At 64.8% G+C, this 14,828-nt stretch carries 12 protein-coding genes; 10 read left to right on the top strand and 2 right to left on the bottom strand.

What is annotated here, in order from left to right:
• Window positions 1–216: 216 nt before the first annotated feature.
• Together RSO68_RS03180 and RSO68_RS03175 are read left to right on the top strand one after the other, a co-directional pair.
• Entirely contained in the window at window positions 217–828 is a 612-nt protein-coding gene (locus RSO68_RS03180) for a L,D-transpeptidase family protein (RefSeq protein WP_089849842.1), read from the top strand.
• A gap of 190 nt (window positions 829–1,018) precedes the next feature.
• Window positions 1,019–1,282 carry an Lpp/OprI family alanine-zipper lipoprotein gene (locus RSO68_RS03175; protein ID WP_089849795.1) on the top strand — a complete coding sequence of 88 codons (264 nt, stop codon included), beginning with the start codon at window positions 1,019–1,021 and terminating at the stop codon, window positions 1,280–1,282.
• A 290-nt stretch (window positions 1,283–1,572) separates the two neighbouring features.
• On the opposite strand, the gene RSO68_RS03170 is transcribed toward RSO68_RS03175, so the two are convergent.
• The gene (locus RSO68_RS03170) at window positions 1,573–2,622 is read right to left on the bottom strand and encodes a L,D-transpeptidase family protein (protein WP_089849799.1); all 1,050 of its coding nucleotides are present in this window, start codon (window positions 2,620–2,622) and stop codon (window positions 1,573–1,575) included.
• A 147-nt stretch (window positions 2,623–2,769) separates the two neighbouring features.
• On the bottom strand, window positions 2,770–6,219 hold the full coding sequence (mfd, locus tag RSO68_RS03165; RefSeq protein ID WP_315585408.1) for a transcription-repair coupling factor: 3,450 nt from the start codon (window positions 6,217–6,219) through the stop codon (window positions 2,770–2,772).
• Between the two features lie 204 nt (window positions 6,220–6,423).
• On the opposite strand from mfd, the gene RSO68_RS03160 reads away from it, so the two are divergent.
• The 8 genes from RSO68_RS03160 (at window position 6,424) to nqrM (ending at window position 14,734) form a co-directional block, all read left to right on the top strand.
• Window positions 6,424–7,887: a glyceraldehyde-3-phosphate dehydrogenase gene (locus RSO68_RS03160; protein ID WP_089849804.1), complete on the top strand. Its 1,464-nt coding sequence runs from the start codon at window positions 6,424–6,426 to the stop codon at window positions 7,885–7,887.
• A gap of 366 nt (window positions 7,888–8,253) precedes the next feature.
• Window positions 8,254–9,603 (top strand): Na(+)-translocating NADH-quinone reductase subunit A, encoded by a 1,350-nt coding sequence (locus RSO68_RS03155; RefSeq protein ID WP_089849807.1) that lies wholly within the window; start codon window positions 8,254–8,256, stop codon window positions 9,601–9,603.
• The gene (locus tag RSO68_RS03150) at window positions 9,603–10,829 is read left to right on the top strand and encodes an NADH:ubiquinone reductase (Na(+)-transporting) subunit B (RefSeq protein WP_315585407.1); all 1,227 of its coding nucleotides are present in this window, start codon (window positions 9,603–9,605) and stop codon (window positions 10,827–10,829) included. Before RSO68_RS03155 ends, RSO68_RS03150 begins: the two co-directional genes overlap by 1 nt.
• On the top strand, window positions 10,829–11,650 hold the full coding sequence (locus RSO68_RS03145) for a Na(+)-translocating NADH-quinone reductase subunit C (RefSeq protein WP_089849813.1): 822 nt from the start codon (window positions 10,829–10,831) through the stop codon (window positions 11,648–11,650). The genes RSO68_RS03150 and RSO68_RS03145 overlap by 1 nt, the downstream gene beginning before the upstream one ends.
• A gap of 2 nt (window positions 11,651–11,652) precedes the next feature.
• On the top strand, window positions 11,653–12,321 hold the full coding sequence (locus tag RSO68_RS03140) for an NADH:ubiquinone reductase (Na(+)-transporting) subunit D (protein WP_089849815.1): 669 nt from the start codon (window positions 11,653–11,655) through the stop codon (window positions 12,319–12,321).
• A 1-nt stretch (window position 12,322) separates the two neighbouring features.
• The gene (nqrE, locus tag RSO68_RS03135) at window positions 12,323–12,940 is read left to right on the top strand and encodes an NADH:ubiquinone reductase (Na(+)-transporting) subunit E (RefSeq protein WP_071945613.1); all 618 of its coding nucleotides are present in this window, start codon (window positions 12,323–12,325) and stop codon (window positions 12,938–12,940) included.
• A gap of 69 nt (window positions 12,941–13,009) precedes the next feature.
• The gene (nqrF, locus tag RSO68_RS03130; RefSeq protein WP_315585406.1) at window positions 13,010–14,242 is read left to right on the top strand and encodes an NADH:ubiquinone reductase (Na(+)-transporting) subunit F; all 1,233 of its coding nucleotides are present in this window, start codon (window positions 13,010–13,012) and stop codon (window positions 14,240–14,242) included.
• Window positions 14,243–14,479: 237 nt separating this feature from the next.
• A complete protein-coding gene (gene nqrM / locus RSO68_RS03125) occupies window positions 14,480–14,734 on the top strand; it encodes a (Na+)-NQR maturation NqrM (protein WP_315585405.1) in 255 nt (84 codons plus the stop codon).
• Window positions 14,735–14,828 lie beyond the last annotated feature (94 nt).

Here is a 14,828-nt window from a genome sequence, read left to right as displayed (position 1 = left end):
ATCACGAGCTCTGTCGCTTTTCGGCTACGGCCAAGCGTGAGAGGGCTCCGGTTCTCTGGGCCCTGCCACTGGCGGTGTGGGCATGCGTGCCGGGCACCGCTGGCGCCATTCTGCGACAGCTTGCTCGGGGCCGCGCCTGACAGCACCGCTGCAATGCGGTATAACGCCGAATGTATCGATGCTCTTCATTTCCCTAATGACCCAGAGATGCTCCCGATGACTCACTTGTCTCGCCGCCGCTTCGGCCTGCTGGCGCTGGGGTCGCCGCTGCTGCTGCTCGGCACCCCCGCGTCCGCCAGCCTGATGGATGATCTACTCGCCCGGGCCATCGTGCCCCGCCACGATGGTGAGCGCTGGGTGCTGGTCGAAGACGCCGAGGCGAGCCTCAAGGTCTACGACGGGAATCGGCTCCTGGAGCGCTTCGAGCCGATCTCCCTGGGCCGAGGAGGGGCAAAGCCGCAGCGTCAGCGAGGCGATCGGGCCACGCCGCTGGGCGAGTTCCGCGTCAATCGCTTCAACCGGCAGAGCAAGTTTCACATCTTCATTGGCCTGGACTATCCCACCCCGACTCATGCCCGCATGGCATTGAATGCCGGCGTCTATAGCCAGCAGGATTACGACGACTACTTTTCCTACTACCGTCGTCACGGTTATCCGCCCCAGGATACGGTCCTGGGCGGGTTCATCGGGGTTCACGGCCTCGGCGAGGGAGATCCCGCGATCCACCAGCGCTTCCACTGGACCGATGGCTGCGTGGCGGTGACGGACCCACAGGTCGAGCGCCTGTCGTCATTGATCGACATTGGCACACGCGTCGTGATCCGCTAGGCTTTACATGCGCAAGGGGCGTTCTAAGCTAGGGATAAGCGCCGTGACGCATTTCCGTGACGTACTTTAGAACAGCGTTTGACTCCCCGTGCTTCGCAGCATATGTTGCTGTGCGAAGTCCTGCATCTGCAGGAAGCCTGATTCTCAGGCAACATCAACGCAGTACCAAGGAAGACTCAAGGAGAACACCATGACTCTGAAGACTACCCTGAAGATGACCGCCGCAGCTGCCTCTCTGGCCGTGCTGGCCGGCTGTGCGTCCTCCGGCGCCCTGGAAGAAGTTCGCATGACCGCCGAGTCTGCACAGGCCGACGCTGCAGAAGCTCGCAGCATCGCTACCCAGGCGCAGAACACTGCCAACCAGGCTCAGCGCGACGCTCAGGCGGCTCTGCAGATGTCTCAGCAGAACCGTGAAGAGATGAACCGCATGTTTGAGCGTTCCATGCGCAAGTGATCGTTCTTCACCGCCCGGTAGGGCGGTAGCGGAACCATCAGGCAAGGGCCTCGCCATCACGGCGAGGCCCTTGTCGTTGTGGGGCGGCCATCGGCCAGATACGCCTTCGTGAGACACGAGCGCATCGGCTCGCAGAGTGATCGGCAGGTCAGGGGGAAGAGCTGTCAGGGGGGCTGGTCGACCCTTGGGCGATGACGCAGAGAGGCGCTGGGGCGTGTGGGTCAAGGCCTCTTCTTCGGTGGGCGTCCGACAGGACCTCGCCTGCCGGACGTTCTTGCTGGTCGCTGAGGTCAGCTCTCTTGTGTCGCCTCGTCGTTCAGGCTGGGCTCGGTGGCAATCAGCTCCAGGCGGTCATAGAGCGTCTCGGGCACCGGTTCCGGCTCGTTGACTTCCAGGGGGGTAGGCATGCCACGGGGCACTTCCACGACCTCGCGCAGACGGGCGTAGTCCACCGGGTACTCCAGGCCACTGGTCGCCGTATCGACCTGGGAGAGCGCCTCGGTGATGCGCTGGATGGAGGTGCCGTCCTCCTCATCGAGGTAGGGGTAGGCCTGAACATGCAGGACGCCGTCGGACCAGCCGAGCTTGAGGGTCTCGTTGATCAGCTTGACCTGAGTGCCGACCGGCAGACGCGGGAAGAGGGTCTCGATGTCCTCAGGGAGCATGCGAATGCAGCCGTGGGTGACGCGCATGCCGACGCCTTCAGGCCGATTGGTGCCATGGATCAGATAGCCGGGAATGCCCAGGCGCATCTTGAACCGGCCCATCGGATTGTCCGGCCCTGGCGGTACCACGCTTGGCAGCGTGCGGCCCTCGGCGGCGTGCTCCTGGATGATCGACTTCGGCGGGTACCAGGCGGGATCCTTGACCTTCTCGGTGATCCGGGTCTCGCCCAGCGGCGTCTTCCAGTCCATCCGGCCCACGGCGATGGGGTAGGTCTCGACGCGGGGCGTTTCGCCCTCTTCGGTGGGCGGATAGTAGTAGAGGCGCATCTCGGCCACGTTGACCACCAGGCCGTCGCGGGGGCCTTCGGGGAGGATAAAGCGGCCCGGAATCACCACCTCGGTGCCCTCGAAGGGCGCCCAGATGCTGATGTCGGGGTTGGCGCGGATCATCTCCTCGTAGCCGATGCCGTGTTCGTGACCGATGTCGATCAGGGTGTCTTCTTCTTCGGTAACGATGGTGTACACCTCGCCGACGAGGTCACCCTCCTCGGGAAGGGGGTAGTGGCCGCGCGGCCAGTCGTCGGTGCTGGCCTGCAGGGGTGCGGTCAGGGCGGCGAAGAGGCCCAGTGCGGTGGCAAATCGGGCAGTGAGCCCGAGCGGGGGAAAGTGCGTCATCGAGTCATGTCTCGTGGTTACCGGTCGTCGGGGGCGGCGATGGGCCCGTCCTGGGCGCCTTGACCCTATAGTATCGCCCGCGACGACCGGTTTCTGCCAGATGGGGCGAGTGGATCGGCATTGGCCGATCCACCGCGGTGTGCTTGATCAGGCCGCCTCGGCCTTGCGGTTGAGGGTCTCGAGGAGCTCTTCCACCGCCGTGAAGCGGGCGTCTTCCTGCTCCATGCTCGCTTCGAAGCGCAGGGTGTCGGCGCCGTCGAGGCGGTAGCGGTCGGGCGCCTGCTGGATCAGCTGTACCAGCACCAGCGGATCGACGGCGGTCTGGCCGGAGAAGATCACCCGGCCTTTCTCGGGACCGGCCTCCAGGCGAGCGATGCCCAGGCGCTCGGCGCGCTGACGCAGCCGCGTCTGGCGCAGCAGGGTCTTGACCGGCGCCGGCAGCAGGCCGAAGCGGTCGATCATCTCTACCTGCAGCTCCTTGAGTTCCGCCTCGTCGGCGGCGCTGGCGATGCGCTTGTACATCACCAGGCGCTGCTGCACGTCGTGGAGGTAGTCGTCGGGGATCAGTGCCGGCAGGTTGAGGCTGACCTCGACGCCCTGATCCAGCGGCGCCTCGATATTGGGGGTGCGCCCCTCGCGGATCGCCGTCACCGCGCGGTCGAGCATCTGCATGTAGAGACCGTAGCCGACGGCCTCCATCTGTCCGCTCTGCTCCTCACCGAGCAGCTCGCCGGCCCCGCGGATCTCCATATCGTGGCTGGCCAGGGTGAAGCCGGCCCCCAGGTCCTCGGCACCGGCGATGGCCTCCAGCCGCTTGGCAGCGTCCTTGCTCATGACCCTTGGTGGCGGGGCGAGCAGGTAGGCATAGGCCTGGTGGTGGCTGCGTCCGACCCGGCCTCGCAGCTGGTGGAGCTGGGCCAGGCCGAACTTGTCCGCGCGCTCGATGACGATGGTGTTGGCGCTGGGCACGTCGATGCCGGTCTCGATGATGGTCGAGCAGACCAGCACGTTGAAGCGCTTGTGGTAGAAGTCGGACATGATCCGCTCGAGCGAGCGTTCCGGCAGCTTGCCATGGGCGACGCCGACTCGGGCCTCGGGCACCAGCTCGCGGACCTTCTCGGCGGCGGTCTCGATGGTCTTGACTTCGTTGTGCAGGAAGTAGACCTGGCCGCCGCGCAGGATCTCGCGCAGGATCGCTTCCTTGATCATCGCTTCGTCGCGCTGCTGGACGAAGGTCTTCACCGACAGGCGCCGGGCCGGCGGGGTGGCGATGATCGAGAGATCGCGGATGCCGCTCATGGCCATGTTCAGCGTCCGCGGGATCGGGGTGGCGGTCATGGTCAGGATGTCCACCTCGGCGCGCAGGCTCTTGAGACGCTCCTTCTGGGCCACCCCGAAGCGGTGCTCCTCGTCGATGATCAAAAGGCCCATCTTGGGCAGCTTGGTGCTCTTGGAGAGCAGCTTGTGGGTGCCGATGACGATATCCGCCTGGCCCTCCTCGATGCGCTTCAGGACGGCGGCCTGCCCCTTGCCGGCGGTGAAGCGCGAGATCAGCTCGATATTCACCGCGGTATCGGCGAAGCGGTCGCGGAAGTTCTCGAAGTGCTGACGGGCGAGCAGGGTGGTGGGCACCAGCACCACCACCTGGCGGCCGGCGTGGACCGACAGGAAGGCGGCGCGCATGGCGACCTCGGTCTTGCCGAAGCCGACATCGCCGCAGACCACCCGGTCCATGGGGCGCGGAGCGGTCAAGTCGCCGATCACGGCCTGGATGGCGGCGCGCTGGTCGGGGGTCTCCTCGAAGGGGAAGCTGGCGGCGAAGCGGGCGTACTCCTCGTCGGGCGGCGGGCAGGCGAAGCCCTCCCGCGCCTCGCGGCGGGCGTAGATGTCTAGCAGTTCGGCGGCGGTGTCGCGAATCTTCTCGGCGGCGCGGCGGCGCGCCTTCTCCCACTGGTCGGAGCCCAGCCGGTGCAGCGGGGCGAGTTCGTCGTCGGCGCCGGCATAGCGCGAGATCAGGTGCAGGCTGTCCACCGGCACGTAGAGGCGCGCGCCCTCTGCATACTCCAGGGTCACGAACTCGGCGGCCTGGCCGCCGGCCTCGATCGTCTCGAGCCCCTTGTAGCGGCCCACGCCATGGGCCTGATGAACGACCGGCACCCCGGGGCGCAGTTCCGAAAGATGGCGGATCGCCAGCTCGCCGTCGTCGGTGGCCTTCTCGCGGCGCCGACTCTGAAGCACCACCTCGCCGAAGAGTTCGGTCTCGCTGATCACCGCGAGGTCGGGGTCGGTCAGCCACAGGCCGGCATCGATCTCGCCCTCGGTGATGGCCAGGCGCGCGTCGCTCGCGAGGAAACCGGCGAAGTCGTCGACGTGGGGCAGGGTGAGCCCCAGCGGTGCCAGGGTCTCCTCCAGGGCCTCGCGGCGGCCCCGCGATTCGGCGACGAACAGCACGCGAGTGGCGGGGTGGTCGTCGAGGAAGGTCGAAAGATTGGCCAGCGGCTGCTTGGCGCGGGCGTTGACCGTGACCGTCGGCGGCGCCTGGCTGGCGGGCGCCACGGCGTGCCGGTGCTCAGGATCTTCGGTCAGGGCCACCCGGGGATGGCGCTTGATGCCACCGAAGACCTCAGCGACGGGCACGAATGCCCGATGGGGTGGCAGCAGCGGGCGGGTCGGGTCGACGCCGAGATTCTCGAAGCGACTCTCGATGGCCGCCCAGTGGTGCTCGGCCGCCTCGAAGATATCGGGCAGCATGGCCACGCGGGTGCCCTCGGCCAGGTGTTCGAACAGCGTCGCCGTCTCGTCGAAGAACAGCGGCAGGTACTGCTCGAGGCCGGGGGAGGGGATGCCTTTGAGGGCGTCCACGTAGAGCGGGCACTGGCGCGGGTCGACGTCGAACAGCGTCTCGAACCCCTCGCGGAAGCAGGCGATGGCCGAGCGCGACAGCGAGTACTCGTGGGCCGGCAGCAGCTCAACGCGCTCCACCCGGTCGGCGCTGCGCTGGGTGTCGGGATCGAAGTGGCGCAGGGTGTCGATCTCGTCATCGAACAGGTCGATGCGCAGCGGCGACTCGGCGCCCATGGGGAACAGGTCGATCAGCGCGCCGCGCAGGGCGTACTCGCCGGGTTCGAAGACCGTCTCCACGGCGCGGTAGCCGGCGCGCGAAAGGGCGCTGCGAAAGCCTTCGCGATCCAGCGTCTGGCCCGCCTCCAGCGTCATGACGCGCCCGGCGATGTAGTCCACCGGGGGCAGGCGCTGCATCAGGGTGTTGATGGCCACCAGCACGATCCCGTGTTCGCCGTCCTGCAGGCGGCGCAGGGTGCGCAGCCTTGAGGAGACGATATCCTGGTGCGGCGAGAAGCTGTCGTAGGGCAGGGTCTCCCAGTCGGGGAAGGGCATCACCGGCATTCGGCCATAGAAGCCCAGGTTGCCCTCCAGGCGCTGGGCCGAGGCGGTGTCGGGGGTGATCACCAGCAGCGGCGCGTCTTCGGCCAGGTGCGCCAGGGCCAGCGCCGTGGCGCTGCCCGCTGGGGTCTGCCAGTAGAGGATGTCGCGCAGCCCCTGGGGGCGCGGCGGGTCGAGCGGCGAGAAGTTCGGCATGCGATTCGGTTACCCAACCGTGTTCGTGAGCGGCGTATGTCAAGTGGCCTTATCATACCAGCCCCGGCCTGGCGCTGTAGTCGAGCCAACGTTTGTGTAATACCCCTACAGCGGCTGCGACCATCCTGCGATTGCCCCGGGGAGCGTCCCCCCGGATAATACCTCCGACCCTACCTCACTATTCTCACCCAGGAGAGGCCAGCCGTGAGCCAGCAGTCCCCCGATACCGTCTTCCAGGAATGGCACGACAACCAGGCGATCGCCGAACAGATGATCCCGATGATCGGCAGCCTCTATCGCCACAACAACGTGGTCGTGACCATGTTCGGGCGCTCGCTGTTCAACCGCAGCGTGATCCGCATCCTCAAGGATCATCGCTTCGTGCGTAAGGTCGAGGGCACCGAACTCTCTGTGCAGGATACCTTCCCGCTGGTCAAGGCGATGATGGACCTGAACCTGGGGCCGGCTCACGTCGACGTGGGCAAGCTGGGCGTGGCCTTCAAGCGCCAGGGCGGCGGCGACGCCGAGGCCTTCCTGCGCGATCAGCTGGGCGAGATCGTCGACGCCCACGACCCGGACGCCGGCAACGGCGAGCCCAAGGACGTGGTGCTCTACGGCTTCGGCCGCATCGGCCGCATCCTCGCGCGGGTGCTGGTCGAGAAGGCCGGCGGCGGTAACCTGCTGCGCCTGCGCGCCATCGTGGTGCGCGGCCGCGGCGACATCGCCAAGGATCTCGAGAAGCGGGCAAGCCTGCTGCGTCGCGACTCGGTTCACGGCCCGTTCGATGGCACCATCAGCGTCGACGTCGAGTCGCGGACCCTGATCGCCAACGGCAACGCCATCAAGGTGATCTACGCTGACTCGCCGGCCGAGGTCGACTACACCGCCCACGGTATCGACAATGCCGTGGTGGTCGACAACACCGGTATCTGGCGCGATGCCGAGGGCCTGGGCCAGCACCTCGCGTGCAAGGGCGTGGCCAAGGCGCTGTTGACCGCCCCGGGCAAGGGCGACGTCAAGAACATCGTCTACGGTATCAACCATCAGGACATCAGCGACGAGGATCGCATCATCTCCGCGGCTTCCTGCACCACCAACGCCATCGTGCCGGTGCTCAAGGTGCTCAACGATGAGTTTGGCGTCGAGCACGGCCACGTGGAGACCGTGCACTCCTACACCAACGACCAGAACCTGATCGACAACTACCACAAGGGCGATCGTCGCGGTCGCAGCGCCCCGCTCAACATGGTGCTCACCGAGACCGGTGCCGCCAAGGCCGTGGCCAAGGCGCTGCCCGAGTTCGACGGCAAGTTGACCGGCAACGCCATCCGCGTGCCGACCCCCAACGTCTCCATGGCGATCCTCAACCTGCGCCTGGACAAGGAGACTGACGCCGAGACGCTGAATAACTTCCTGCGCCGCATGTCGCTCGATTCGCCCTACCAGAAGCAGATCGACTTCGTCGACTCGCCGGAGGTGGTCTCCACCGACTTCGTGGGCAACCGTCACGCCGGCATCGTCGATGCCAAGGCGACCATCGCCAACGGCAAGAATGCCGTGCTCTATGTCTGGTACGACAACGAGTTCGGCTACAGCTGCCAGGTGATCCGCATCCTGCAGCAGGTCTCCAACGTGCACTTCCTCAAGCTGCCCCGCGCCCAGGCCTGATACCCTTCGGGCAGCGCAAGGCATCCAAGCACCGAGCCGCCAAGCTGACTCGGGACGGGCGGCAGGTGCTGAGCTGGAATGAGCCCCCGCTGGATCAAGCATCCAGCGGGGGCTTTGCGTTGACGGCAGCGGCGGCGGACATGAGGCGCCGCGCGGCCTGCAACACCGCCGCTCCGTGCGTTGCAGCGCGCCTTGCGACCTAAGGGCAGGTGGTCATCCCTGGCGCTTGTCTTTATAATACGGTGGATTTTTCGGGGTGGTTCGAGCGACCCTCGAGCCTGTCTGGTAACGTACTGAAAACAGAAGAATTCGAATCCATTCGAACCCCCTTTCTTCATCTATCCGATCCATCAACTGGGCGAGACTATGATCGAAGTCAAGAAAGGCCTGGATCTCCCCATCGCGGGGACACCGGAGGAGCGTATCGAGGATGCGCGGCCGGTGCGCCATGTGGCCGTCCTGGGCACCGACTACGTCGGCATGAAGCCGACCATGGAGGTCCGTGAGGGAGACAGGGTCAAGCTTGGCCAGCTGCTCTTCACCGACAAGAAGATCGATGGCGTCCGCTTCACGGCCCCCGCGGCCGGTGAAGTCGTCGCCATCAACCGCGGCGAGAAGCGCAAGCTGCTGTCGGTCGTGATCAAGGTCGACGAGACCGAGGAAGCGGTCGAGTTCACCGCCCACGGCCGCGACAAGCTGGAGAGCCTGGAGCGTCAAGCCGTGGTCGACCAGCTGGTCGAGTCTGGGCTGTGGACGGCGCTGCGCACGCGTCCCTTCTCGCGCACGCCGGCCATCGACGGCACGCCGACTGATATCTTCGTCACCGCCATCGATACTCATCCGCTGTCCACCGATCCTGCCGCCATCATCAATGAACAGGCCGAGGCCTTCGAGGATGGCCTGAAGGTGCTGGCCCACCTCACCGAGGGGCAGGTCTATCTGTGCACGGCGCCCGAAGCGCGTGTGCCGGGTGGCGATCTCAAGGGCGTGCAGCAGGAGACCTTCGCCGGCCCGCACCCGGCCGGTCTCGTCGGGACGCACATCCACCATCTCTCGCCCGTTGCTCTGCACAAGCGTGTCTGGCACATCGGCTATCAGGACGTCATCGCCTTCGGCAAGCTGTTCGCCGAGGGTAAGCTCGACGTCAAGCGCGTGATCGCCGTGGGTGGCCCGCGCGCCGAGAATCCTCGCCTGCTGCGCACCCGCCTCGGGGCAAGCACCGAGGAACTGCTGGACGGTGAAGTCGTCGAACCTAACGGAACCCGCGTGATTTCCGGTTCGGTGTTCTCAGGATTCACCGCCGAGGGAAGCCTCTGCTATCTGGGACGCTTCCACCATCAGATCAGCCTGCTCGAGGAAGGCAACAAGCGCATCTTCATGGGCTGGATGTCGCCTGGCGCTAACCGCCACTCGGTACTGGGCATCTACATCTCGAAGATCAAGGGTCTGAGCAGCTACGCGCCGACCACCTCGACCAACGGCTCCGAGCGCGCCATGGTGCCGGTGGGGGCGTATGAAAAGGTAATGCCGCTGGACATCCTGCCCACCCAGCTGCTGCGCACGCTGATCGTCGGCGATATCGAGACGGGAATGTCACTGGGCTGCCTGGAGCTGGATGAAGAGGACCTGGCGCTGTGCACCTATGTGTGCCCCGGCAAGTATGAGTACGGTCCCATCCTGCGTGACAATCTCACCATGATCGAGAAAGAGGCCTGATGATGGCTATCCGACAGACACTCGATAATCTCGAGCCGCACTTCCACAAGGGTGGCAAGTACGAGAAGTTCTATCCCCTCTACGAGGCGGTGGACACTATCTTCTACACGCCGCCGAGCGTGGCCAAGACCACCTCGCACGTGCGCGACGGGATCGATCTCAAGCGCATCATGATCACCGTCTGGCTGTGCACCTTCCCGGCGATGTTCTTCGGTATGTGGAACGCCGGCTGGCAGGCCAACCTGGCCATCGCCGACGGCTTCGGAGCCCCGACGGGCCTGCGCGAGGCGATCGTCACGACGCTGACTACGGGTCACGATCCCGGCAGCCTGTGGGCCAACCTGGTGCTCGGCGCCACCTACTTCCTGCCCATCTACCTGGTGACCTTCGTGGTCGGCGGTTTCTGGGAGGTGTTGTTCGCCATCAAGCGTGGCCACGAGGTCAACGAGGGCTTCTTCGTCACCTCCGTGCTCTTTGCTCTGATCCTGCCGGCCACCATCCCGCTATGGCAGGTGGCGCTCGGCATCACCTTCGGCGTGGTGATCGGCAAGGAGATCTTCGGCGGCACCGGCAAGAACTTCCTCAACCCGGCGCTGACCGGTCGTGCCTTCCTCTACTTCGCCTATCCGGCACAGATCTCCGGTGATTCGGTATGGGTGGCGGCCGATGGCTACACCGGCGCCACGGCGCTTTCCATTGCCTTCCAGGATGGCATGTCGGCGCTCTCCAGCCAGTTCAGCTGGGCGGACGCCTTCCTGGGCTTCGTTCCGGGCTCGGTGGGTGAGGTCTCGACCCTGGCCATCCTGATCGGCGCCGCGGTGCTGCTGTGGACCCGGATCGCCTCCTGGCGGATCATGCTCGGCGTGTTCCTGGGCATGGTGGCGACCAGTGCGCTGTTTAATCTGATCGGCTCCGACACCAACGCGATGTTCGCCATGCCCTGGTACTGGCACCTGGTGGTCGGCGGTTTCGCCTTCGGCATGGTCTTCATGGCCACCGATCCGGTCTCCGCCTCGATGACCAACCAGGGGCGCCTGATCTTCGGTGCCCTGATCGGTGTCATGACCGTGCTGATTCGCGTCGTCAACCCGGCGTTCCCCGAAGGCATCATGCTGGCGATCCTGTTCGCCAACCTGTTCGCCCCGCTGATCGACCACTTCTTTGTACAGGCCAACATCAAGCGCCGCCTGCAGCGCACCGGTGTGCCGGCCGAGGAGACTGCCTGATGGCACAGAGCAACAACTCCATCAAGAAGATCCTGACGGTGGCGTTCGCACTTTGTATCGTGTGTTCGATCATCGTCTCCACCGCCGCTGTGGCGCTGCGCTCCAAGCAGCAGCTCAACCAGGAGCTCGACCGCAAGTCGAACATCCTGGCCGTGGCCGACCTCTATGAGCCGGGCATGGACATCGAGGAAGCCTACAGCGAGCAGATCACGCCGCGGGTCGTCGACCTGAACAGCGGCGAGTATTCCGACGAGTATGATCCGCAGAGCTACGACAGCTTCCAGGCAGCCAAGGATCCGGCCCAGTCCCGCACGCTGTCCGGCGAGAAGGACATCGCCGGCCTGTCGCGGCTGGAGAACCAGAGCACCGTCTACCTGGTGGGCGATCCGGACGACCCCCAGCAGCTGATCCTGCCGATTCGCGGCCAGGGGCTGTGGGGCCTGATGCGCGGGTACCTCTCCGTGCAGGGTGATGGCAACACCATCAACGGGATCACCTACTACTCGCACTCCGAGACGCCCGGTCTGGGCGGCGAGGTGGATAACCCGCGCTGGAAGGCCCAGTGGGAAGGCAAGGAGATCTTTGCCGAAGACGATAGCGTGCAGCCGGACATTCTGCTCGTGAAGGGTAATGCCAGCGGCGAGACCGAAGTCGATGCGCTGTCCGGGGCGACCCTGACCAGCAAGGGCGTCACTAACATGCTGCATTTCTGGCTCAGCCCGCAGGGCTTCGGCGAGTACCTGGCCAAGTTCCGCAAGGACATCTCCCCGTCCGAGGTTCAGGGAATGGCCACCGCGTCCGACGACACTGAAGGAGCCTGATCATGTCTGCCCCGACTCCCAAGGGCGTCCTGACGACGCCCATCTTCAAGAACAACCCCATCGCCCTGCAGATCCTGGGGATCTGCTCGGCGCTGGCGGTAACCAGCAGCATGAGCGTGTCGCTGGTCATGGCCATGGCGGTGATCTTCGTCACGGCGCTGTCGAACCTGTTCGTCTCGCTGCTGCGCCATCAGATCCCGTCGGCCATCCGCATCATCGTGCAGATGACCATCATCGCCTCGCTGGTCATCGTGGTGGATCAGATTCTCAAGGCCTACGCCTATGAGATGTCCAAGCAGCTCTCGGTCTTCGTCGGCCTGATCATCACCAACTGCATCGTGATGGGGCGTGCCGAAGGCTTCGCCATGCAGAATCCGCCGATGCTGAGCTTCCTCGACGGCATCGGCAACGGCCTGGGTTACGGCTTCATCCTGATGGTGGTGAGCTTCTTCCGCGAGCTGCTCGGCTCAGGCAGCGTCTTCGGCTTCACCGTGCTGCAGCCCGTTCAGGATGGCGGCTGGTACGTGCCCAACGGCCTGCTGCTGCTGCCGCCCTCGGCGTTCTTCATCATCGGCCTGATCATCTGGGTGCTGCGCGCCCTCAATCCGGAGCAGGTCGAGGAGAACGAGTTCACCATGAAGGCCAACACTCAGCCGAAGGAGGCCGTGTAACATGGAACATTATCTTAGCCTGTTCGTCGCCTCGGTCTTCGTCGAGAACATGGCCCTGGCCTTCTTCCTGGGCATGTGTACCTTCCTGGCGGTGTCCAAGAAGGTCTCCTCGGCGATTGGCCTGGGCATCGCGGTCATCGTGGTGCTGACCGTCACCGTGCCGGTGAACAACCTGGTCTATACCTTCCTGCTCAAGGAAGGGGCCCTGACCTGGACCGGCATCAGCGGCGCCGAGAACATCGATCTCTCCTTCCTGGGTCTGCTCTCCTACATCGGCGTCATCGCCGCGCTGGTGCAGATCATGGAGATGTTCCTCGACAAGTACGTGCCGGCGCTCTATAACGCCCTGGGCGTCTTCCTGCCGCTGATCACCGTGAACTGCGCGATCCTCGGCGGCGTGCTGTTCATGGTCGAGCGCAGCTACAACTTCGGCGAATCCGTGGTCTACGGCCTGGGTGCGGGTACCGGCTGGGCACTGGCGATCACGGCCCTGGCCGGGATCCGCGAGAAGCTCAAGTACAGCGACGTGCCGGCCTCGCTTCAGGGGCTGGGCATCACCTTCATAACGGTGGGCCTGATGTCGCTGGGCTTCATGTCCTTCTCCGGCATCCAGCTCTGAGACGGCTCGTTCCTGCCGGCGGCGGCGTCGCCGCCGGTGACCAGGCAACGCAAGCAATAGGAAACCGACATGGTTGATACATCAGTCATCTTGTTGGGTGTGGTCATGTTCACCGTGATCATCATCGGTCTGACCGGGGTGATCCTGGCCGCACGCAGCAGGCTCGTCAGCACCGGGGACGTGACCATTGAGGTCAACGGCGACCCCCAGCACACCCTGACCACCCAGGCCGGCGGCAAGCTGCTCAACACCCTGGCGGCCAACGGCATCTTTCTCTCCTCCGCCTGCGGCGGCGGCGGCTCCTGCGCCCAGTGCAAGTGTCGCGTCGAAGAGGGCGGTGGTTCCATCCTGCCCACCGAGGAGTCGCACTTCACCCTGCGCGAGAAGAAGGAAGGCTGGCGCCTCTCCTGCCAGGTGCCCGTGAAGCAGGACATGAAGATCGAGGTACCGGAAGAGGTCTTCGGCGTCCAGAAGTGGGAATGCGAGGTCATCGAGAACCCCAACGTGGCGACCTTCATCAAGGAGCTCAACTTGAAGCTCCCCGAGGGTGAGGAAGTGGGCTTTCGTGCCGGCGGCTATGTGCAGCTGGTGGCGCCGCCCTACGATGTCAAGTTCTCCGACTTCGATATCGAGGAAGAGTACCGGGGCGATTGGGAGAAGTTTGGCCTGTTCAACATCTCCCACAAGAACAACGAGGAAATCATCCGCGCCTACTCCATGGCGAACTATCCGGAAGAGAAGGGCATCCTCAAGTTCAACATCCGTATCGCCACGCCGCCACCCAATACCGATCACCCGCCGGGCCTGATGTCCACCTACGTCTTCGCACTGAAGCCGGGTGACAAGGTCACCGTGATGGGGCCGTTCGGCGAGTTCTTCGCCAAGGACACCGATGCCGAGATGATCTTCATCGGCGGCGGTGCGGGCATGGCGCCGATGCGCAGTCACATCTTCGACCAGCTCAAGCGTCTCCAGAGCGATCGCAAGATCAGCTTCTGGTACGGCGCTCGCTCCTGGCGCGAGACCTTCTACAACGAAGAGTACGACCAGCTCGCCGAGGAGTTCCCGAACTTCGAGTGGCACCTGGCACTCTCCGATCCGCAGCCGGAGGACAACTGGGAAGGGCCGACCGGCTTCATCCACAACGTCCTCTACGAGAACTACCTCAAGGACCACCCGGCCCCAGAGGACTGCGAGTACTACATGTGCGGACCGCCCATGATGAACGCCTCAGTGATCAAACTGCTGGTGGACATGGGCGTCGAGCCAGAGAACATCCTGCTGGACGATTTCGGCGGCTGATCTCGCTCGCCATGCGGCACTTCGCTAAGCAGCACCCCGGGCCGGCCGAGAGGCCGGCCCTTTGCATCGGGGCCTTGCGGCGATCACTAGTCTCCGTTCCCCGCTTCTGCCGCCCGACATGACGATCGCCTGCGATCGTCATTTCAGGCACCAGAAGGCGACATCATGGACCTCATGCGGTCTCATGCTGTCACACTGCAATACGCCAAGCCCGTTTCGCTCTTAAGGAGACACGACATGACCCTTTTCCTGGTGGTATTCGCCTTCATGCTGTTGATCGTCGCCGCCATGGCCATCGGCGTGATCATGGGGCGCAAGCCCATCGCCGGCACCTGCGGCGGCCTCAACCAGCTCGGACTCAAGGAAGGGTGCGATGTCTGCGGTGGCAAGGACGAGGTCTGCGAGGAGGAGAATCGCAAGCGCAGCAGTGCCCGTCGCCGCAGCGACGAAAGCCGCGGGGCCGACCTGGGGTACGATGCGACCCGGCGCTAATCGCGTTACAAAAGCGCATCATGCAAAAAAGGATCGAGGGCAGAGCCCTCGATCCTTTTTTATGGGCGGCCGATGGGGCCAAGGCCTTGGCATG

This window comes from Halomonas saccharevitans (assembly GCF_032333995.1).
Taxonomy (GTDB): Bacteria; Pseudomonadota; Gammaproteobacteria; order Pseudomonadales; family Halomonadaceae; genus Halomonas; species Halomonas saccharevitans.
The sequence above is the reverse complement of the archived record's forward strand: the minus strand, read 5'-3'. Positions and strand labels throughout refer to the sequence as shown.